The organism is Trueperella bonasi, from assembly GCF_030811535.1.
Classification (GTDB): domain Bacteria; phylum Actinomycetota; class Actinomycetes; order Actinomycetales; family Actinomycetaceae; genus Trueperella; species Trueperella bonasi.
This window is the reverse complement of record NZ_JAUSQX010000001.1, coordinates 1,820,601-1,841,560: the sequence shown is the minus strand read 5'-3', so window position 1 is coordinate 1,841,560 and position 20,960 is coordinate 1,820,601. Positions and strand designations below refer to the sequence as shown.

Sequence of the window (20,960 nt, the reverse complement as noted above, 5' to 3'; positions counted from 1 at the left end):
CAAAGTGTCCAAATGTGGATTGAGCAGGAGGTTGAGCCCATGTGGTCAACTTTTCGAACTACGGTAAGCTCGATGCATGCAGCATTTGCGATCCGCAGTGTCACAACGAATAACCGAAGCTCTAGACACCTCTGGCCCCTTCATTGACGACCCGGCCGCACTGGAGATATGGACGGAGTTCTTGGCGCCGGCGCGCCAGCTTGTAAAGGCCGGTAAGCGAACCCGCGCTCTCTTACTTGCAGCCGGATTCGAAGCCTTTGGCGGCCCAGGCGAACCAGTACATGCGGGAGCGGCTCTCGAGCTTTATCAGCTCTCTGCACTAACCCACGATGACATCATTGATGAAAGCGATACTCGCCGGGGTGTCCCAGCTACCCATCGCAGCTTCGCCACTACTCACCGTGGCGTGCAACTAGCTGGTGATCCGCATAGGTTTGGCAAGAAAGCGGGAATTCTCTTAGGTGATTTCCTCCTTTCGCTTGGCGCTTTGGAATTTTCCAAAGCTGAGCATCGCGATCGGGCCTCATTCGATCGGGCCAGCACCTTATATCACGCGATGACTGCCGAAACGGCATTTGGGCAATATCTTGATTTCCGGGCCGAACTCACCGAGCTCAACAACGATCAGCACAGTGCGATCAATGATTCGCTCCTTGTGCTTCGGCACAAATCTGCCCGTTATTCGGTTGAACTACCGTTACTTATTGGCGGGGCTCTGGCGGGAGCAAACGACGACGATCTGGCGCTGCTTACCGAAGTCGGGCGCCCACTGGGCATTGCCTTCCAGCTACGAGACGACGAGCTCGGAATCTTTGGTCACCCGCAGAGCACGGGCAAGCCCGCCGGGGGCGATATTGCAGAAGGCAAACGCACGGTATTGCTCGCCTTGGCGCGAGGGATGGCAGATTCCGCGAACCGTGCCACCATCGACGACGCGCTCGGCCGTGATCTTGCAGACATAAACGTGGAAGAGATTCAACGGATTATTGAGGAGTCGGGGGCACTTGAGGCCCACGAGGAAATGATTGCCTCCTACGAATCCCGCGCGCACGAGGCCGCTGCTCAGCTTCCACGTTCCCCAATTTTGCTCTCAGTTATGGCTTCTTTGGAGGATCGCCAACACTGACACCTTGAGCAGGCGCTCAAAATACACCATTGTTTTGGATTCTGACTGGCAACACGCCACTAAGTTCGCTATTGTCACACTTGACACATTGAGAACTTTTACAACGTGATGCACATTTGTCACATTTGTAAATCCAGCAACACTCGGAGGATCCATGGCCACATGGCTCAAGCGTTCGGGGGCCACATTGGCCGCTGCGACTGCGGCTTCTATTTTCGTTCCCACGGCAAGCGCTGCACAAACCACGCAACACGCAAATCCGAAAACACCCGTTTTCACTTCACAGCTCATGAATTACCAGGTCAAAGCTGGTGACACGCTGAGCTCGATAGCCATCCGAACAGGCACAACGGTTGACGCCCTTGCACGCGAGAACAATTTGCGCAATCCCAACCTGATTTTTCCCGGCCAAAAGCTAAGAATTCCTTCACCAGTCCAAGCCTCCATGGCCAAGAAACCCGCACAGGCACCGGTCACGACGCCTACGCAAGCTGCTCCAACGACGTCGTCGACTACCTATACCGTTAAGGCTGGTGACACGCTCGGTAAGATTGCCCGCCAACACAACACCACCGTTGCCAAACTCGCTAGTGACAACAAGATCGCAAATCCAAACCTTATCCACGTCGGTCAAAAGCTAACGATCGGAACGGCACAGGCAGACACACCAGCACAGGCAGCCAAACCAGCGAAGCCTGCCCAATCCGCGCCGGCGGCAGCACCTAAGCAAGCTGCTCCTACGACGTCGTCGACTACCTATACCGTTAAGGCTGGTGACACGCTCGGTAAGATTGCCCGCCAACACAACACCACCGTTGCCAAACTCGCTAGCGACAACAAGATCTCTAACCCCAACCGTATTCGGGTTGGCCAAAGACTTTCGATTGGCGCAGCAGCAACGTCCGCTGCGCAGTCCCCCAGCGTTACCTCGACCAAGCCACAGCTGGTCAAAAACAATTTCCCGGGCTACACCTATCCCGACGAGACGGTAGCCGCAGCAAACGAAAACAAACACGCCCTCCTTAACGCGGGCATTCCTTCACGGGCACAGACCCAACAGAGCATTATTCAAGTGGCGAACCAGATGGGTGTCGATCCAAAGCTGGCACTGGCTCACGCATACGTAGAATCCGGATTCGATGCAACCGCAGTATCCCCCGCCAATGCGATCGGTACGATGCAGGTCATCCCATCATCTGGCGTGTGGGCATCACAGCTGGTCGGCCGGGACCTCAACCTGCTCGATCCCTACGACAACATCGTCGCCGGAGTCGCGATCATCCGCCAACTCCAAGCTTCTGCGTCAAGCTTTGACGAAGGTATCGCCGGCTACTATCAGGGCCTTGCCGGTGTACGAAAGTATGGAATGCGCTCCGATACAGTCACTTACGTGGCCAAAGTGAAGTCGGCCATGAACCGATTCTAAACATCGACACGCGAAGCCGGTCAGTCCACCATGGATTGGCCGGCTTTGCACGCTATTGTAGAAGGCGTGAAAGCACCTGATCCGCTCCTAGGTAACCAGCTCGATGGCAGATATGCGATATCCGCGCGAATTGCCCGCGGTGGTATGGCCACCGTCTATCGAGCAACCGATGAGCGCTTGCAACGCGAAGTTGCTCTGAAGGTCATCCACCCCCACCTGGCCGAACAGCCGGACTTCGTAGAACGGTTCATTTCAGAAGCCCGCTCTGCGGCGAGTTTGACCAATCCACATATTGTTTCCGTGCACGATCAGGGCGTTGCAAACACCCCCACCGGTGATAGCCCTTATTTGGTCATGGAACTCATGGCGGGGCCGGACCTGCGCTCTGAACTGAACACGCACGGCTCGTTCCCACTCGGGGTGAGCCTCGAGCTCGTCCGCCAATTGCTTACCGGACTCGCAGCCGCGCACGAAGCCGGAATCATTCACCGAGATATCAAACCAGAAAACGTGCTCCTGACCGCGCCGCTGGATCCCACTGCGCTCGAACCAAAGTTCCAAGCCAAACTCACAGACTTCGGCTTGGCTCGTGCCGCCTCTGATGCAACCACCACGCAAACGAATACGATGCTGGGCACTGTTGGATATGTTGCCCCCGAATTCGTCTCAGAAGGCTCGACAGGCCAAACGTCAGACATCTACTCCGTTGGCATTATGCTCTACGAATTAATCACGGGCGCCTTACCTTTCCAAGCGGACTCCTCCCTCTCAGTTGCGTATAAACACGTGAATGAAACCATGCCGCGCCTCACGGATCTTGCCGACTGGATCCCTCCGGCTCTCGATTCACTCATAGGTCTCTTAACTGCGAAAAACCCGTCCAAGCGCCCGAAAAATGCCTCGGCAGCACTTGACGCACTCATCGATATCGTTGAATCACTACCAGATGAGGTGCTAATCCGCCGCATCCCGGTTTTTCCTGTCGTCGGCGACGAGCCGGCCACCGATGCGCAGCCAGCCATTGTTAAACCTGGCCAGACGGCCGCAATCCCGGTCGCACCAACTCGCGAACTTGCCAGCTCACGCGCACAGGCTTCCCGCTCGCGGGGCAGTCGGCGCAACACCGAGGTCGCAGACCACCCGCCGCCTCGCCGTCGTGTTTGGCCAATACTGCTGGCGTTACTGCTCGCGCTCATTGGCGCGGGCGCCTACGGCACTTGGTGGTACTTTTCCGAGGGCCCCGGCTTACGTGTAGAAGTGCCCGTGGTCACGGGTCTACCTGCCGACGACGCCGAAGCCGCACTCAACAACCTAGCCTTCACCGTGGAGCGCACACAGGAGTATTCCGACGAAATCGGCGAAGGTCTCGTGATCGGCACCGACCCGGATGCGGGCGCGCGCGTCCACCCTTCCGAACCGATAACCCTCCTAGTTTCTATGGGAGTTGAACACGTCGAAGTCATCGACGTCGTCGGCGAAAGTAGCGAGGACGCCACACAGGCGCTTAGCGAAGCACGCCTGGGGGCAACCGTTGAGGAGACCTATTCAGAAACCGTGCCCGCCGGGATCGTGATCGCACAGCAACCCGAAGCCGGCGCCTCCGTGCCGCACAGCACCGAAGTGGCGCTGACCGTATCTCTTGGTCGCGAACCCATTTCCGTACCCGACCTCACGGGTGTGGACGAGGCAACGGCGATTGAGCGGCTTGGCGAATACGAACTTGAAGCTACAACCACCGAAGCGCACTCTGAGACAACGCCAGAAGGCCACGTCATGGACCAATCGCCGCAGGCTGGCGAGACTCTCTATCGTGGCGACACGGTCACGCTAACCATTTCGCTCGGGCCCGAACCCATCGAGGTGCCTGACGTTTTTGGCCTCCAAGAAGGCGAAGCCACCGAAATCCTTGAAGAGGCCGGTTTCGTCGTCTCCTACGACCGCTTCCTCGGTGGGTATTTCGGGACGGTGCGCGCGCAAAGCCCCGAGGCAGGGCAGTTACTCAAACCCGGATCGACAGTGACGATCACGATCGTTTAAGCCGAAAAATCTTCGCTCAAAATTTCTGATACGAGGAAGGCCAGCTCAAGAGACTGCTGGTGATTCAACCGCGGATCCACGAGAGTCTCATATCGATCACCGAGGGCTTCCTCGACGATCTCTTCAGAACCGCCAAGTACCTCTGTCACGTCATCACCGGTGAGTTCAATGTGCAAACCACCGGGCACCGTACCAAGTTCGCGGTGTACCTGGAAAAAGCCGCGTACCTCGTCTAAAACGTCGTCGAGACGGCGAGTTTTGAATTTACCAACCGAGATCGTGTTGCCGTGCATCGGATCAGACATCCAGGTCACTGGGCGGCCATCTTGGCGAACCGTTTCGATGATATTCGGCAAGAGCTCTTCCACCCTCTGAGCACCAAGGCGGGTGATCAGCGTGAGGCGGCCTTCCTCCCCTTCGGGATTGAGCTTGTCGATCAACGCCAGGATGTCATCTTTTGTCACGCTCGGCCCAAGTTTCACACCGATCGGATTCTTCACGTGCGAAAGCATCTCCACATGTGCGCCATCGGCATCGCGGGTGCGCTCACCGATCCACAAGAAGTGTGCACCCGTGTTGTAGGGCTGGCCTGTACGCGAATCAATCCGCGTCATCGCATCTTCGTAATCTAATAGCAGGGCTTCGTGCGAAGAGTAGAAGTCTACGGTGCGCAAGGATTCGGAGTAGGCACCCGCAGCCTTCATAAACTGCATTGCCCGATCAATCTCCGATGCGAGCTTGTTGTACCGGCGATATGCAGGGTTTGACGAAAAGCCTTTATTCCACTCGTGCACCTTGGCGATGTCCGCAAAACCACCGTTTGTGAACGCGCGAATCAGATTCAGTGTGGCGGCCGAATGCTGGTATGCCTCCACTAGCCTGTGTGGATCTGGAATCCTCATGGCTTCGGTGAATTCGTGGCCGTTGACGGCGTCGCCCATGTATGAGGGAAGATCCACGCCGTCGCGGGTTTCCATTGGGTATGAACGGGGCTTTGCGTACTGGCCGGCCATTCGCCCGATCTTAACAACGGGCAAGGACCCCGAATAGGTAAGCACCACGGCCATTTGGAGGATTGTGCGAATCTTCGCCCGGATCCGATCCGCTGTGGCATCCGCGAAGGATTCCGCGCAGTCTCCCCCTTGGAGCACGAAGGCTTCTCCTCGCGAAGCTTGTGCTATTTGGCACTTGAGGGAATCGGCTTCACCCGCGAAAATTAGCGGTGGAAGCGTGCGCAGATACTCAACTGTGGTCTGGAGAAAATCGGCATCGGGATATTGCGGCTGATGTTTGGCCGGCAGGTTCTTCCACGCGGAAATCTCGTCCAGGATTGTTTCATCTGCGTCTTTAAACATAGGTCGATTGTAGGCGGTATTCGGCCCCATGCCATATTCTCGTCCAAACGCTGGGCGGCTTGGCAATAGCGGGTGGGAGCACCCGCCTGGAGGCGCTCCCACCCGGTTTTAAATTACTCGGCCTGAGGTTGCGGCTCCCACGGCTGCCCGATGTCGTCCATGACCTCTTTGAACCAGTCCTGATCGACGTCGAAGGCCTTGTGGCCAGCAATTCGTTCAAACTCGATGGTTCGCAACTCATCCCCGCGGTCCTCGTCGTGGCCAACGACTCCGGAAACCCCATCCTTCGCCGATTGGACGGCGAAGTCGGTCATTTGGCGAATGAGTTCAAGGTCGGTCTCATTCGACTTTGCTGACCGCGAGAAATAGCCGGATTTTTGCACCATGACCTTTTCGGCGCCGATAATCTTCGAGAACTTGTTGGCAAACCACTCGCCCGGGTTAATCGTGTCGAGCTTGACGTGGCCGAATGCGTCACGCTCAACCTCGCCGCCCGCCTCGAGGATCTCCTCAATAATTTCGGCAACGCCGGCGCCTTCGGATAGGAAGATATTGACGTTACCCTGCTCATCCATGATGCGGCGCAGACGCGATGCCTCAACATCCAGATCGAAGGTGATTTCTGGCAGGTAAAGTGCGTGGACGTCCCAACGTTCCTTGGTTAAGCCGGCCGACGGTACCCACTCTTGTTCGTTTAGCCACTCGCGGTAGTACTGGGTAGCTTGCGCCGCGAGGTATCCGCAGTTGCGGCCCATGATTTCGTGAATGATGAGCATGCGCGGATTAGCCCGGTGCTCGCCAATAATGTTTTGCGCGTAAAGCGAGGCCTGTTCGGCTGCCGTGTAGGCGCCCAGTGACTGACGGATGGGAACGATGTCGTTATCGATCGTCTTGGGAAGCCCAACCACGGTTAGTTCGTAACCGTTGTCGTGCAGGTACTTGGCCAGATCGGCGGCGGTCGTGTTCGTGTCATCGCCGCCAATCGTGTGCAGGACGTCGACCCCATCAGCCTTAAGCTGTTCGGCAGCAACTTCTAGAGCATTTTGGCCAGGCTTGACCAGGCCACGTTCGATGAGGTTTTGCGAGTTCGTGAGTTTCACGCGCGAATTGCCAATCGGCGAGCCACCAAATCGCGTGAGAATATGAGCGTTTTCGCGAGCCTCGGCGTCGAACACGATGGAATTTCCGGTCAGTAGACCGTGGTATCCGTGTTGGTAGCCGATGATTTCGGCGTCGGGAACTTCTTTTGTATAACGTTCGATGAGGTCGCCTACCGCCGTCGACAGACAGGGGGCGAATCCTCCAGCAGTGAGTAAAGCAACACGGCGAATTGTCATTCGTATCTTCCTTCGATGAGTGGCGCGTCATCGCGCTCTTCGTTGACTACGCCTCTTAGCTTACCGTTTCTTGACGTTTCCCACCTAGAGTAAATCGCCGAATTGAACCGGAGCGGATGCGCGATAGGCTGGGTGGTATGCGCGATAAGGATTCCGGGGCGGATTGGGACGCCGAATGGATTGAGCTGGAAAGGAAGCTGGCGGCTGAGCAGGGCTTTCGTACCTGGACGCCAGCTGCCGAAGAAGATGAGCCATTCGACCCCGCCGATCTGCCCGATGTCGAGCCGGTCTCCCCCGCCTCGCAACCCGATGTTGCTCGCCTGCTTTTCTTGACCACGGCCGCCGTGATCGTTGTGTTTATCCTCGGCTGGTTAAACGTGATCATTCTTCACAGCAGGTTGTGGATGGTACTTGGAACAATAGGTTTTGTTTCGGCTGCCGCCGGTGTTTACGCGAGCGCGCCGTGGAGCCATCGGCCGGGCGACGACGGCACGCGGGTTTAGTGTCGGAGGCGCGGCTTAGGCTGTGGGCATGAGAGGTTTGACTGGCACGAAGTTCAATAACACCGCGAAAGTGGGAGAAAGCGTTGATCTGACACCTGCGAGGATGCACCGGGAAGGGAGCGCCGCGCCAACCGAAGAGCAACTGACTTTCGATGTGCTTGGTCCATCGCTGTTTGACGTAACGTTCGTCGTCGTCGATTTAGAAACCACCGGAGGCAAACCGGGGCTGAACGCAATCACTGAGTTCGGCGCGGTTAAAGTGCGTGGCGGTGACGTCATTGATGAATTCACAACGTTGGTTAACCCCGGGGTGGTTATTCCGCCGCAGATCACCGTGCTGACGGGGATCACGAATTCGATGGTTGCTTTGGCTCCCGACATTTCAGAAGTAATGCCAAATTTCCTTCGATTCATTGGTGACGATCCAGATCTTGTGCTGGTCGCACACAACGCGAATTTTGACATCGGGCATTTGCGTGGTGCGTGCGCCGAGTTGGGTCTTGAGTTTCCCAAGCGCAAGATTGTGGACACGGTGCGGCTTGCTCGCAAAACCTTTACGCGCGATGAAACGCCGAACTATAAGCTAGCAACTCTTGCCAGATTGTGTGGTGCAGAAGTTCAGCCGACCCATCGGGCTCTTGATGACGCCCGTGCAACGGTTGATGTGCTACACGCTATTCTTAGCCGGCTGGGCGGGATTGGCGTGACTCACCTGGCGGATTTGATGACGGCCACGGATGCGGTGCCCCAACACCGCAGGGCTAAGGCGCACCTTGCAGATGGGCTTCCCCGTGGCGCCGGGGTCTACAAGTTTATCGGCCCGGGTGGTGAAGTGCTCTACGTCGGAACGTCCGTCAATGTTTATAAGCGGGTGCGCCAGTACTTTACCGCCGCTGAAAAACGCAAACGCATTGCCGAGATGGTCGATCTCGCCGTCGCCCTGGAGGCCCTACCGACAGCAACCACCCTGGAAGCTAGCGTGGTAGAAGTGCGGCTGATTGACGAACTTGATCCGCCCTACAATCGCCGTTCCCGGCGCACGCAAACGCGGCCGTGGATCATGCTCACTGATGAGCCTCATCCCCGGCTTAAAGTTGCGCGAAAGATTAAGCGTTCGGATATGGATCGCGCACTCGGACCATTTACTTCCAACCGTCAAGCGCGTAATGCCGTTGAATTGCTCGAGTCCGTTTCGGGGCTTCGCTCGTGTTCGCAACGACTGGCCAAGGAACCTGATGGGCACGCTGCGTGCCACTTGTTTGAGCTTGGCAGTTGTTCTGCGCCGTGTTTGACGGGCGCCGCGCAAGGGACAGAACTATCGCAAGTCAAACACGCGTTGGCTGGGCGCGTGCGAGCCATTGCAGAATCCAGCCTGGCAAAAATTAAAGCCCTTGCGAAAACTCAGCGCTACGAGCAGGCCGCTGGCGAACGTGACCGCCTGTATTGCCTCGTTGGCGGCGCAAAAAACTTTGAAGAATTCTTTTCACTAGTTGGCAACCAGCGAATCATCGCAGCGAATTTGGTGGGCCAGCGCTGGGAGGTGGCCATATTTGATTACGGGGTTTTGCGCGTGAGTGCCACTACCCGCGATGGCGAGGCACCCGAGGAGCTCGCCAATTTTCTCGATCTCACACACGAGGTTCTTGAAGAGCCCGAATTCGCCAGCCAGCACGTTAGCCATGATGAAGTGCGAATAGTGTCGCAATGGATGTTTCGCGATAGCGTGCGCATACTAAAAGCAACACAGCCCGAGCTACTTGTACGATCGCTGCATGGCGGCTATTCGATTTGCCTTCCCAAGCGATAAGATGGGGTAAATCTTCCATCAGTCAGGAGTTCAAATGATTACCGCCATCGTCATGGTTGACGCCGAAGTCGATAAGATTCCCGAAGTGGCAGATGCTATTGCTGGCGTCAAAAGCGTTCATCGAGTGTATTCGGTTACGGGCGACGTCGATCTCATTGCGATTGTCACCGTTCCTGAACACGAAGATCTTGCAACCGTGATTCCAGATCACATCGCAAAAGTTGAAGGCGTTAAAGAAATCAAAACGTATTTGGCGTTCCAAGAGTTCTCGCGCGCCGATCTCGAGGCAGCCTTCGACATCGGGCTGGACTAGATTCGAGAATATTTTTGCCTGACCCTGCGGCTACAGACATGCATCTGTACCTCGCATGATCCGCAGATTAGCGAGATTCGCGGTTTGAAAGCTCGATCCAACGATCCAAAAGCTTCGCCGCGCCGCCGGAATCGATCGTGTGCTCCGCAATTTTCAAAGCGTTTTGCATTCGCTCAACGAACGTGCCGTCTTCGGGCCGAACCCCCTCGAGCTTGCCGTCTGCAGCTATTGCACCCGCAGCGTTGAGGTTAACCGAATCGCGCACCGGTCCCGGCTCGCCGTCGATCACCCTGCGTGCTACCTTCGCATTATAAGGCGCTTCCTGGCCACGCAGATCATCGATACTAGCTTGGGGTAACCCAAGATCGGCCGTCGCATCCAGCTCGTAAAAGTCAATCTGGCCGTTGCGTACTTCCCACACTTCGTTCATACAAACGGTCGATAGTTCGTCTAGCCCGTTCGTGCCCCTGAAGACAAGCGCGCGATTATCACGCCTGGCAAGCACTCCGGCAACGATCGGTGCATGACGTTTATTCGATACGCCAATTGCGCCGGCTTCGGGTTTGGCGGGGTTGGTAAGCGGACCAAGAACATTGAAGGCGGTAGCCACACCGAGTTCACGCCGGGCAGTTGCCGCATATTTCATTGATGGATGGAACAGATTTGCGAAAAGGAATGTTATTCCAATTTCGTGAAAAATCTTCTCCACCGAATCAACCGGAAGATTGAGATCTACGCCCAGAGCCTCCAAACAGTCAGCCGATCCCGATTTGGATGAGGAGGCACGGTTACCGTGCTTGACAACTTTGATGCCAGAGGCGGCGATAATGATCGAGGCCGTCGTCGAAATGTTGACCGTACGTAGCCGATCGCCACCCGTTCCCACGATGTCGAGGGAGTCGGTCGTGAGATTAACGGGCGAAGCATGCGACTGCATTGAATCGGCCAAGCCGAGTAGCTCCTCCGTCGTCTCCCCTTTAGTGGCTAGCGCTGTAAGGAAGCCCGCAAGGGAAACGGGAGAGGTTGCGCCGGACATCACCCGATCCATCGCCCATGCCGTCTCTTCAGCGGAAAGGTCGATGCGGTTGATAACTTTCGTGGTCATTTCCGGCCACGTGTAGGTAGACATTAGGCGTTTGTTTTCTCGGTCAGGACCTCAGCCACAGCAGCTGAGAGAGTGCGAGGATCGATCGGATGTTCAAGAATTGCATTGGGCCTCGCCACTCGCGCCAGCCATTCATCTTGCGGGCGGCCCGTCAAAATGACGTAGGGCATGTCCGGGTCCAGTTCGTCTCGAACCATTTTTCCAAGGCCAATACCGCCAAGTTTTGCTGCCTCACCGTCGAGTATCAGCATGTCGAAATGATTTTCCTCGATCTTGAGATACGCACCTTCCCACGTGGCTGCCTCAGTCCAATTAATGCGCGGAAGTCCTTTTGCAACCCTGCGGCCCACAGCCTGCATAACCTCGTTGCGCGTGTCACGATTATCCGAATAGACCAGCAGCTCGAAAGGTTTTTCAACGGCGCTGTTCGATGTTGGCTCCTGAGCCTCGTTAACCATAGTGTCCTCCACGTTACCTGTTAGGTCTTTTCCAATAGTACCGACCTGCGTGGCAAAACCTGAATTGAGTCTTATACCGCGCCAGTTACGCTATCCGCGCAGTTTAGACACTCCGGCTCGAACACGCCCGCAATATTGAGATAATTGAAAATGCAAACAATTGCGATCAGAGCGATCGCAAAGTATGGAGGCTGACATGACATACGTTTTACCCGAACTTGATTACGATTACGGCGCACTTGAGCCGCATATTTCTGGCAAGATCATGGAGCTGCATCACAGCAAGCACCACAACACTTACGTTCAGGGAGCGAACACCGCTCTAGAAAACCTTCAAAAAGCTCGCGAAGAAGGCGATTTTTCCAAGATTAACCAGTTCTCGAAGGATCTGGCCTTCAATGTTGGCGGACACACCAACCACACCGTGTTTTGGAAGAATCTCTCTCCAAACGGCGGCGGCGAACCCGAGGGCGAGCTACTTGCCGCGATCGAGGATGCTTTCGGTTCATTCGATAAGTTCAAAGCTCACTTTACCGCTGCAGCTACGGGCATTCAGGGCTCCGGCTGGGCGGTACTTGCCTACGACCAAATTGCAGGCAAGCTGACGATCTACCAGCTTTTCGACCAGCAGTCGAACGTTCCAGTGGGTTCGATTCCAGTGCTTATGCTCGACATGTGGGAGCACGCATTCTACCTTGACTATCTCAACGTCAAGGCTGATTACGTTAAGGCTGCGTGGAACCTCTTCAACTGGGAAGATGTCGCAAAGCGTCTCGAGGCTGCGAAGCAAGCCAATTCTCTTGTGGCTAGCTAACAACTAGCTATCGAAAGAGCCAGGCGGAGGCCCTCCGCCTGGCTCAATGCTTTGCTGAATCTAGTTGGCAGGCACTTGATCGATAACATCGATAACTACAGCATAGGCGGGAGCAACGTTCTCGCCCTCACCGCCGTCGTTGGCAGGAACTTCAACTAGCACGCGAGATCCAACGGGAACACCCTCGAGAGCGTCGAAGAAACTTCCCCCACCGATCTTGAGCTGTTGTGGGCCGTGTTGGCCGTAGGTGATTTCCTGCATGGAGTTATCCCACAGCGACATCGAGTACTGGTGGTAAAGTGTAGTTCCCTCACCGCCAAGGGGATCGCCACTGCCGCGTGCAATCACGGTTACTACGGGTTCACCTTCGGGTTCTTCGGCATCGTCACGGACAGAAATTTCGATCGGCTCGCCCAGTTCACCGTCAATCTCAATCGGAAGGTCATCTGGCTCAACTTGGATCGTAGCGGCCGCGTCCCCAGCCTGATTCACGCCAAAGGCGGTAACTACCTCAACATAGAAGGCAATCGTGTCGGTTCCACCGATCCCGGCTGCCGGCTGCCCGCCTTCCCCATATCCGTATTCGGGCGGCACAGAAATGATCACTTTAGTGCCGGCTTTGAGCCCGGTCAGTCCCTCGGTCCAGCCCCGGATCACGCCTTGGAGCGAAAACGACGACGGTTCGCCACGTTTGAACGACGAGTCAAACGGTACATTGCTTCCCCATACTTGCCCAACGTAGTGGGCAACCACGACGTCCTGCGATTCGATCTCGCGTCCGCTCCCCTCCTCGAGGACCTCTACTTGCAAACCTTCTACCGGATTTGGCCCTGGGAATGCGAGGGTCGGATTCTCCCCCGAAGTGTCGAGTTCAGGCATGTCGGTGCCGTATTCAATCACTTTCTCCGTGGCAGTTGGGCTCGGTTCGGCATTCGGTTCAGGGTCCTCATCAGAGCTGCATGCAACAAGTGAAAAGATCAGCGCTAAGGCAGGCAAAACAGCGAGTTTCCTGGTCAAAATTTTTCTCCTCAAACAAACGTATTCCGCACCTTCGCGGTGAGGAATACACTGCGAAATCAGTGGAAGGACTCTCCGCAGGCACAGGTGCCTACCGCCTGCGGATTATCAATCGTAAATCCCTGGCGTTCGATCGAGTCGGCGAAATCTATAGTTGCGCCATCAAGGTATGGGGCTGATTTCGCATCCACGAGAACCTCAACCCCGTCAAAGTCGCGCACGTAGTCGTCGTCAAATAGGCGCTCATCGAAATAAAGTTGGTACATCAGGCCGGAGCAGCCACCGGGCTGGACTGCGATCCGTAGGCGCAGATCGTCACGGCCTTCCTGTTCGAGAAGGGATTTAACCTTGTTGGCGGCAACCTCGGTCAGGTTCACGCCATGGGTTTGCGGTGTGGTGTCGAGCGTATCGCTCATACTTACCTCCTAGTGGATAACTGGTAATAGGTTATCGCTTTGACCGGCCGGTCTCCATATTTGCCGCGCCACGGTTAGCTTGTGGCGCAACATATCAACGAATTCGGGACTCATTTTGTTCCCGGGTATTTCAGTAATCCCAGCCCCAGGTGGTTGCTATTCGGGAAATCGACTCATCCAACAGCCCGGGAATCCTTGCGATCGCGGCGATTTCCTCGGGTTCTTCTGCGAAAGCACGCTCGGGCCTTAATTCGTAACTTCCGTGCAGCCCTAGCCGTGGGAGCTCACCTTTTCGCATTCCAGCGCTGTCGGTGAGAAGTACCACTGGTATGCCGAACTGTTCGGCATGCCGGGTTGCGGCGTGCAGTCCACTGGGCAGGTCCATGCCCATCGCCGCGCACACGTAGACGATAAGATCGGCGTCGTTGGGTATTGAGTGCCCGACAAGGTGGTCGCCGATCAGTAGTTGGCGCGCACCTAAAAGTCCGAGCATGAAGCCAAGTCCGCCGCCCGGACCAGCCGAGGGTGCTCGCGCGTCGGCACCGTCATCCCCAAGTAGCGATCGTCTCGGTGAATTCTGCGAAGCTTGGTTGAGTTCGTGGACCCATCCGCCGATGTGCCGTTCGAAGTTTTGTGCCGTTCGCCCGTCCATTCCTGCCTGATCCCACATTCGTGCCATCCCGTTGACCCCAAGTAAGGGCATGCCCGCTGGATAGGTGAGCGTGATCGATAGCATTCCTAGCGCATCTTGTGCTTTGGCCAGCTCGGCGCTGAGGGCACGCGGTTTTTCACACACGTCGATCGGTGTTCCTGCCAGTTCGCCCAGCATTCCCAAACCAAGGTCACTGCGTGTGATCAGTTGCGGCAGATGGATGTGAAACCGCTTAGTGCCTTGACGTTTTACGTCGAGGATGTCCCGGCCTAGGAAATCGGTGGGGCCGATCGGCTCGCCGTCACCGGCCCAGGTCATCGCGTCAGCTAGATCGATAAAGGCCCCGCCTTCCCACGTCCATCGGATGCGGCGTGGTAGATCGGCGTCGCTACTTGTCGGCTTGGCTTGCGGGTGGCGCAGCCGCACGACGTCGTCAAGGCCAGTTCCGAGGTGGGCAATGGTTTCCCCTTCGGACGTAGCAACTTCGACGACGTCGTCGGCCGGCCGCGCCGCGCGCCACCGGCTGGCAACCCGTTTTGTGACGTCGCGCGGCCCCATGCCCGGCAGCGCGGAACACACCAGCGCGACTTTCATTATTCGCCTAGGCGCGTGAGCAAAAGTGCTTCAGCGACGATCGCGTTGCGCCAGTCTCCCAGGTGTAAAGATTCGTTTTCTGAGTGCGCGCGGGTGTCGGGATCTTCGATGCCCGTCACAAGGATTTGGGCTTGTGGGAAGACTTCCGATAGGTCGGCGATGAAGGGAATCGATCCACCTACACCAATGTCCACGGAGGGTGTGCCCCATGCTTGTTCGAGGGCCCATTGCATGAGTTTGAAGCTTTCGGTGGGCTCGCCAGCTTCGAATGAAGGCCCGCGCTCATCAATTGTGACATCCACCTGTGCGCCGAAGGGTGCATTGGCCTTGAGATGAGCAACCAGCTTGTCCGCCGCATCTCCGGCGTCTTGACCGGGAGCAACTCGCAGGGAAAGAACGAATGTCGTGGATGGGATGAGGGTGTTGGAAACAAGCTCGACGGGCGTGACGTCCATGGCCGTCACAGAGATTGCCGGTTTGGTCCACATTCGCGAGGTAATCGACCCCTGCCCAGCAAGTTCAACACCTTCGAGCACCCCGGCGTCTTTGCGGAACTGCTCTTCCGAATAGTCGACGACGGTGTCGTCGCGGGATAGAAGTCCTTCCACAGCCACGTTGCCGCGCTCGTCATGCAAGGTTGCAATCAGACGTGAGGCAAGTGTGACGGAATCAAGGACAGGACCACCGTACATTCCAGAGTGCAGCGCGTGATCGAGCCCGCTTACCGTCACGGTCACTTGGGTAACGCCTCGTAGCGAGGTTGTCAGCGCGGGCGAACCGACCTGCCAGTTGCTTGAATCGGCGACGACGATCACGTCGGCTTCAAGTTCGGCCTTGTGTGCCTGAAGGAAGTCGACGAAGGTGGGCGAGCCGATCTCTTCTTCACCCTCGATGAATAGGGTGATTCCGACACCGGGGCGCGCGGCGGCGATTGCGGCCAGGTGGGCAATCACGCCTGCCTTATCGTCAGCGGTGCCGCGCCCAAAGAGGCGGCCATCACGTTCGACGGCTTCGAAGGGTGCGGAATCCCACAGGTCTGAATCTCCGGGAGGCTGAACATCGTGGTGAGCGTAGAGCATGACCGTTGGCTTACCGGGTGCGGGCTGCCGAGTTGCCAGCACGGCGGGGCGACCCTTTTTTCCGTCCGGAGTAGTCAGTTCGATGATCTGGGTGTCCAGGCCGAGTGCCTCAGCTCGCTGAGCGATCCAGCGCGCGGATTCTTGCAGGTGCGCCTGATCGAAGGAATCGGCCGAAACTGAGGGTATCGAAACGAGGTCAATGAGATCTTGGGTGGACTGTTCCATGTGGTCGTCCACGAATGTCGTTACGTCTTGATAAGTCATACCTGTAGCCTAGCGCCGGGTGGCACGGTTAACCCGAAATGACTCGGGTTTTGTGGCGTGAAACAACTACACTGGGATGCGCATTGCCGTTAAGTTAAAAGGAATAGCGTGTTCGGATCGAAGAAGAAGCCGGAAGAATCTGCGCCAGCGGAAAATCAGCAGGCCAAACCTAAGACTCCCAAAGGGTATACCCCATCCAAGGGTGCACCCACTCCGCGTAGGCGCGATGTCGAAGCAGCGCGGCGCCGGCCCCTAGTCTCAGATGCAAAGTCGATGACACGCGAGGAAAAGCGGCAACTCAAAGCCGAACAGCGTGCGCGTTCTAACGAGCTTTATCAAAAGCAACAGGAGGCCATGCGCACGGGTAACCAGAGGGAAATGCCCGTTCAGCATCGGGGGCCAGAGCGCGCTTTTGCCCGCGATTACGTGGATGCGAAAGGGCCAGTTTCGGCGTTCTTCATGCCCGTTGCACTTTTGATTTTGCCGCTCATGCTATTGCAGCCGCGCTGGCCCGAGGTCATTATTCCGATCATTTGGGTGATGTACGCGGTTTTCTTCCTCATGGCTCTCGTTGCGTTCATCACGGGTAAGCAGGCGAAGGATCTGGTTGCCTATCGCTTTGGTGAGGCGCCCAAGGGGCTCATGTTGCAAATGGTTGGGCGCGCGTTTTATTTGCGGCGTTGGCGCCTGCCTTCCGCGCAGGTCGAAAGAGGCGAATATCCCGAGGGTGGTAGCCGGACAGATTTGAAGGAAGCCCGCCGTGCCAAGCGCGCAGCCAAAAAGGCCGAAAAGTAGCGGTTACTGATCGAGTTACTCGCGCGATTCTTCTAACTGGCGGGCGGCTACAGCGGCGGGCCTTGACCATACGAGCCACACCATCGCTACCATCGCGCCGAGGGTGGGTAAGTAAAAGTAGGTCGCTCCCCCGTTAGACCACGGGTTTTCCCGAGAGAACAGGTCGGGTGCAATAAGCCCAACGATCACACCAAAAAGGTTGATGATCCACGCCGCGAATGCAACCATTCGCATGCGCCTGCCGTTGTGAACGATACCAACGCATCCGAGAGTCCACGCGGCAGCGGCCAGCACCGACGTCACACCAACGCCGTAATTGCCGGAAGTGAAGGCGTCAGTTGCGTCGACAACCGCCCGCCACGTGATGACGAGCGCGCCGATGCATAAAGCAGCAATGAGCGCTAACGGCCATCCACGCGCACGAGAGCGGGTGTCGCTCAATGTGGTTTCGCTCACTGACAACTCCTTCCGACGTTCAAGAGTCTAAACGTTACCACGCCACGCTAGTATTAGTTCCCGGCCTACTGTGCGGAATCGCTCCTTAACTGGTAGCGGCTCTATACTGTGCACATGACTGAAATTAATAGCACAGAATTTACTCAAGACCTCAGCCGTAACCTCGCAGTTTTTGCGCGGAAAGACGACGATTCCTATTCCATTGACACCCTCGTGACTGATTCGGAGTTCGTCAAGGGCGTTGAATCGGCGCTTGCTACGCTCGATGCGCCCAAAACAGGCGTTGTTCGCCTGGTAAATCCCGCCGATCCGAAGTTTGCCGTATTCGCAGTGTTGCGTGATGAGAAAACGACGACGCGGGCCGCCGTTGGCGATCTTGCGCGTGCCGCTGCCGGAGTTGGCGAAGTCGTGCTCGCAAGTGAGGTAGACGACGTCGCCGAGGCCGCCGAAGGTGCGTTGACCGGCGCCTATGTGTTTGCCGAGTACAAGGAGCCGAAGAAGGCACCGCTTGGCACGCTAATTTTGGCATCTGACGACGAGCAGGCGTTGAATCGAGGCCAGGTGATCGCGGAGCAAATTAATCGCACTCGTGATCTTGTGAACCTTGCACCTAACGATTTGGTTCCAGAAACTCTTGCGCAGATCGCTGAGGACGAGGCGTCTGCTGCTGGGCTTGACGTCAAGGTGTATCGGGAAAAAGAACTTGAGGAGATCGGCGCTTACGGCCATCTGCAGGTTGGCCGTGGCTCTGCCAATGGCCCGCGCTTGGTCCGCATCGAGTGGAATCCCGAAGGCGCCGAAGGTGAGACGATCGCGCTTGTCGGTAAGGGCATTACGTTCGATACCGGCGGTTACTCGCTCAAGCCGTCGAATGCGATGACGGAGATGAAGACCGACATGGCGGGCGCCGCAACCGTGCTCAACACTTTGATCGCCGCCGCTCGCCTGGGCCTCAAGAAGAAGGTTGTTGGTTGGCTGTGCTTGGCAGAGAACATGGTGTCAGGTAAGGCTGGGCATCCGGACGATGTGATCGTCTACCGCAACGGCACCTCGGTGGAAATCAACAACACTGACGCCGAAGGCCGGCTCGTCCTGGCTGACGGCTTGCTGTTGGCGTGCGAAGAAAAGCCGGAGAAGGTTATCGATATCGCCACTCTTACCGGCGCGCAGATGGTTGCACTCGGTGAGCGTACAACCGGCGTGATGGGCACTTGCGAGTACGCCAAGGAGATTGCTGGTATTGCGAAGAAGGTGGGTGAGGATGCGTGGCACATGCCGTTGCCGCAGCACCTGCGCGAATCTTTGGATTCCGACGTCGCCGATCTGCAAAACTCCGGTAGCCGCTTCGGTGGAATGCTGACCGCCGGCCTGTTTTTGAAGGAATTTGTGGACGCGCCGAACTGGGTGCACTTGGACATCGCCGGGCCGTCGTTCAACCGTTCAAAGCCTTACGGCGCCACGCCTAAGGGAGCAACGGGCGTTATGTTACGCACGATGCTTGGCGCGCTTGAAGCCACGAATTAAAAGCGCGCTGGCTGGCATCGGCCGTGCCTAGCGGGTCTGCGAACCCGGATTCCTCGCTGACCATTCCCGCATGGCGCGAGGATAGCCGGTAGCGGCCACGTCAAACAGCGAGATCCCCAGCTCTTGGGCCACGTTTTGTGCGTCTGAGAAGCTGGGGACTTTGCGTCTGGTCCACTCCCCGTCGATCGCTACCAACACGATGGCGCTCGGCGCGCGCGAGGTTTCTCGCTCGTAGTAGGCGGCCACGCCTTCGCGTGTGCTTGCAAATTCGCGCAAATGACTAAGCGTGATTGTTCGCGCGCGCCGCTGCGAAAGCGGGCCACCTTTATTTTTCCGAGAGAATAAACCCATTTCCAAAGTGTATCGTTCACGGCCTTGATATTTCAGCCATTGGACGAGTTGGCAGACAGCCGTGAAAATTGGGGGCCAAAGTGGAATACTTACACTTGTAGGGAACTGGAACGTCCAGCACATCGAAATCTCGAGGGAGAGGTAAGTGACTGATTCACAGGAATACGACGTAGTCGTTCTCGGTGCGGGCTCTGGCGGGTATGCGGCAGCACTCCGTTCGGCACAGATCGGAATGAAGGTTGCGCTCATTGAGGGCGATAAGTTGGGCGGCACGTGTTTGCATCGCGGTTGTATCCCAACGAAGGCCCTCCTGCATGCCGCCGAGGTTGCAGATGAGATGCGCGATTCGGAAAAGATTGGCATTCTGGGCTCGTTTGAGGGCGTCGATATGGGCGCGCTGAACAGCTACAAAGACGGGGTCGTTGCTCAGATGCACAAGGGGCTATCGGGCCTGATTGCATCGCGGAAGATCGATGTTTATGAAGGTTACGGGCGCCTTGTTGCGCAAGATACCGTCGAGGTCAATGGCCAGCAGGTCAAGGGTAAGAACATTGTGCTTGCTACGGGTTCGTATTCGAAGACGATCGGCCAGAAGATCACCGATCGCGTGATCACCTCCGAAAAAGCACTCCAGCTGGATAAGGTGCCGGGTTCGGTGATCGTTCTTGGTGGTGGCGTGATTGGGTGCGAGTTTGCTTCCGTGTGGAAGTCGCTTGGCGCCGAGGTCACCATCATCGAAGGCATGAAGAATCTTGTGCCGAATGAGGATCTGGACGTGTCGAAGATGCTTGAGCGTCAGTTCCGGCGCCGAAAGATCAATTTCAAGACGAACATGATGTTTGACCGGGTTGAGGAAGATGACGACGGCGTGCACGTCTTCACCCAAGACGGCAAACAGTACGATGCCGAATACTTGCTGATCGCTATTGGCCGAGGTGCTGCGACGGCAAATCTAGGTTACGAAGAGCAAGGCATCAAGATCGATCGCGAATTCGTGATTACCAACGAGCGCCTCCATACCGGTGTTGGAAACATTTACGCGGTTGGCGACATCGTTCCGGGGGTCCAGCTTGCGCATCGTGGCTACTTGCAGGGCACATTCGTGGCCGAAGAAATTGCCGGTATGAACCCGCGGGAAATCGACGAGGATCTGATTCCTAAGGTGACGTTCTCGAATCCGGAGATTGCCTCGGTTGGCCTGAGCCAGCAGAAGGCTGAAGAAAAGTTCGGTAAGGATAACGTTGAAACAGCAATGTTTAACCTTGCGGGCAATGGAAAATCGCAGATGCTTGGCGCACAGGGCTTCGTTAAGCTCGTGCGTGAAAAGGACGGACCGATCGTTGGCTTCCACGCCATTGGTGCTCGCATGGGCGAGCAGGTTGGTGAGGGTATGCTCATGGTTGCTTGGGAATCGGTGCCGGAAGACTTCGCGAATCTGGTCCATGCCCATCCGACGCAAAACGAGGCCGTTGGCGAGGCGATCCTTGCACTTGCTGGCACGCCGCTTCATAACAACTAAGGAGACGTTGAG

General features: G+C 56.7%; 20 protein-coding genes. 10 read left to right on the top strand and 10 right to left on the bottom strand.

Features of this window, described 5'->3' with window-relative positions:
* Window positions 1–76 precede the first annotated feature (76 nt).
* The 3 genes from J2S70_RS08490 (at window position 77) to pknB (ending at window position 4,589) form a co-directional block, all read left to right on the top strand.
* The gene (locus J2S70_RS08490; protein WP_307683287.1) at window positions 77–1,126 is read left to right on the top strand and encodes a polyprenyl synthetase family protein; all 1,050 of its coding nucleotides are present in this window, start codon (window positions 77–79) and stop codon (window positions 1,124–1,126) included.
* 154 nt (window positions 1,127–1,280) lie between these two features.
* On the top strand, window positions 1,281–2,552 hold the full coding sequence (locus J2S70_RS08485) for a lytic transglycosylase domain-containing protein (RefSeq protein WP_307683286.1): 1,272 nt from the start codon (window positions 1,281–1,283) through the stop codon (window positions 2,550–2,552).
* Window positions 2,553–2,618: 66 nt separating this feature from the next.
* Entirely contained in the window at window positions 2,619–4,589 is a 1,971-nt protein-coding gene (pknB, locus tag J2S70_RS08480; protein WP_307683285.1) for a Stk1 family PASTA domain-containing Ser/Thr kinase, read from the top strand.
* On the opposite strand, the gene J2S70_RS08475 is transcribed toward pknB, so the two are convergent.
* Window positions 4,586–5,944, bottom strand: a complete 1,359-nt coding sequence (locus J2S70_RS08475; RefSeq protein WP_307683284.1) for a class II 3-deoxy-7-phosphoheptulonate synthase — start codon at window positions 5,942–5,944, stop codon at window positions 4,586–4,588. The two genes, pknB and J2S70_RS08475, sit on opposite strands and share 4 nt — an antisense overlap.
* Window positions 5,945–6,057: 113 nt before the next feature.
* On the bottom strand, window positions 6,058–7,281 hold the full coding sequence (locus J2S70_RS08470) for a pyrophosphate--fructose-6-phosphate 1-phosphotransferase (RefSeq protein ID WP_307683283.1): 1,224 nt from the start codon (window positions 7,279–7,281) through the stop codon (window positions 6,058–6,060).
* 137 nt (window positions 7,282–7,418) lie between these two features.
* Between J2S70_RS08470 and J2S70_RS08465 the strand changes: the two genes are divergently transcribed.
* Genes J2S70_RS08465 through J2S70_RS08455 form a run of 3 tightly spaced genes read left to right on the top strand, consistent with a single transcriptional unit; the run spans window position 7,419 to window position 9,904 of the window.
* Complete coding sequence (locus tag J2S70_RS08465; protein WP_307683282.1) at window positions 7,419–7,784, top strand: hypothetical protein; 366 nt, start codon at window positions 7,419–7,421, stop codon at window positions 7,782–7,784.
* A 28-nt stretch (window positions 7,785–7,812) separates the two neighbouring features.
* Window positions 7,813–9,591, top strand: a complete 1,779-nt coding sequence (locus tag J2S70_RS08460) for a DEDD exonuclease domain-containing protein (protein WP_307683281.1) — start codon at window positions 7,813–7,815, stop codon at window positions 9,589–9,591.
* A gap of 34 nt (window positions 9,592–9,625) precedes the next feature.
* Complete coding sequence (locus J2S70_RS08455) at window positions 9,626–9,904, top strand: Lrp/AsnC family transcriptional regulator (RefSeq protein ID WP_307683280.1); 279 nt, start codon at window positions 9,626–9,628, stop codon at window positions 9,902–9,904.
* Window positions 9,905–9,971: 67 nt separating this feature from the next.
* Here the strand turns inward: J2S70_RS08455 and trpD are convergent, their stop codons facing one another.
* Together trpD and J2S70_RS08445 are read right to left on the bottom strand one after the other, a co-directional pair.
* Entirely contained in the window at window positions 9,972–11,033 is a 1,062-nt protein-coding gene (trpD, locus tag J2S70_RS08450; RefSeq protein WP_307683279.1) for an anthranilate phosphoribosyltransferase, read from the bottom strand.
* Window positions 11,033–11,467 carry a DNA-binding transcriptional response regulator gene (locus J2S70_RS08445; protein WP_307683278.1) on the bottom strand — a complete coding sequence of 145 codons (435 nt, stop codon included), beginning with the start codon at window positions 11,465–11,467 and terminating at the stop codon, window positions 11,033–11,035. Before J2S70_RS08445 ends, trpD begins: the two co-directional genes overlap by 1 nt.
* 196 nt (window positions 11,468–11,663) lie before the next feature.
* On the opposite strand from J2S70_RS08445, the gene J2S70_RS08440 reads away from it, so the two are divergent.
* Complete coding sequence (locus J2S70_RS08440) at window positions 11,664–12,281, top strand: superoxide dismutase (RefSeq protein WP_307683277.1); 618 nt, start codon at window positions 11,664–11,666, stop codon at window positions 12,279–12,281.
* 60 nt (window positions 12,282–12,341) lie between these two features.
* Here J2S70_RS08440 and J2S70_RS08435 read toward each other — a convergent pair whose 3' ends face one another.
* The 4 genes from J2S70_RS08435 to J2S70_RS08420 form a co-directional block, all read right to left on the bottom strand.
* Window positions 12,342–13,298: an FKBP-type peptidyl-prolyl cis-trans isomerase gene (locus tag J2S70_RS08435; RefSeq protein ID WP_307683276.1), complete on the bottom strand. Its 957-nt coding sequence runs from the start codon at window positions 13,296–13,298 to the stop codon at window positions 12,342–12,344.
* Window positions 13,299–13,357: 59 nt separating this feature from the next.
* Window positions 13,358–13,714, bottom strand: coding sequence for a HesB/IscA family protein (locus tag J2S70_RS08430; protein WP_307683275.1), 357 nt, complete (start codon window positions 13,712–13,714; stop codon window positions 13,358–13,360).
* A gap of 130 nt (window positions 13,715–13,844) precedes the next feature.
* A complete protein-coding gene (locus J2S70_RS08425) occupies window positions 13,845–14,960 on the bottom strand; it encodes a glycerate kinase (protein ID WP_307683274.1) in 1,116 nt (371 codons plus the stop codon).
* Window positions 14,960–16,303: a dipeptidase gene (locus J2S70_RS08420; protein WP_307683273.1), complete on the bottom strand. Its 1,344-nt coding sequence runs from the start codon at window positions 16,301–16,303 to the stop codon at window positions 14,960–14,962. Before J2S70_RS08420 ends, J2S70_RS08425 begins: the two co-directional genes overlap by 1 nt.
* Window positions 16,304–16,411: 108 nt before the next feature.
* Here J2S70_RS08420 and J2S70_RS08415 point away from each other — a divergent pair, with 108 nt between their 5' ends.
* A complete protein-coding gene (locus J2S70_RS08415) occupies window positions 16,412–17,098 on the top strand; it encodes a DUF3043 domain-containing protein (protein ID WP_307683272.1) in 687 nt (228 codons plus the stop codon).
* A gap of 15 nt (window positions 17,099–17,113) precedes the next feature.
* Here J2S70_RS08415 and J2S70_RS08410 read toward each other — a convergent pair whose 3' ends face one another.
* A complete protein-coding gene (locus tag J2S70_RS08410; RefSeq protein WP_307683271.1) occupies window positions 17,114–17,554 on the bottom strand; it encodes a hypothetical protein in 441 nt (146 codons plus the stop codon).
* A 114-nt stretch (window positions 17,555–17,668) separates the two neighbouring features.
* Here J2S70_RS08410 and J2S70_RS08405 point away from each other — a divergent pair, with 114 nt between their 5' ends.
* A complete protein-coding gene (locus J2S70_RS08405) occupies window positions 17,669–19,078 on the top strand; it encodes a leucyl aminopeptidase (RefSeq protein ID WP_307683270.1) in 1,410 nt (469 codons plus the stop codon).
* Window positions 19,079–19,105: 27 nt separating this feature from the next.
* Here J2S70_RS08405 and J2S70_RS08400 read toward each other — a convergent pair whose 3' ends face one another.
* Entirely contained in the window at window positions 19,106–19,429 is a 324-nt protein-coding gene (locus J2S70_RS08400) for an oxidoreductase (RefSeq protein ID WP_307683269.1), read from the bottom strand.
* Window positions 19,430–19,574: 145 nt separating this feature from the next.
* On the opposite strand from J2S70_RS08400, the gene lpdA reads away from it, so the two are divergent.
* On the top strand, window positions 19,575–20,948 hold the full coding sequence (gene lpdA, locus J2S70_RS08395) for a dihydrolipoyl dehydrogenase (protein ID WP_307683268.1): 1,374 nt from the start codon (window positions 19,575–19,577) through the stop codon (window positions 20,946–20,948).
* Window positions 20,949–20,960: the final 12 nt, after the last annotated feature.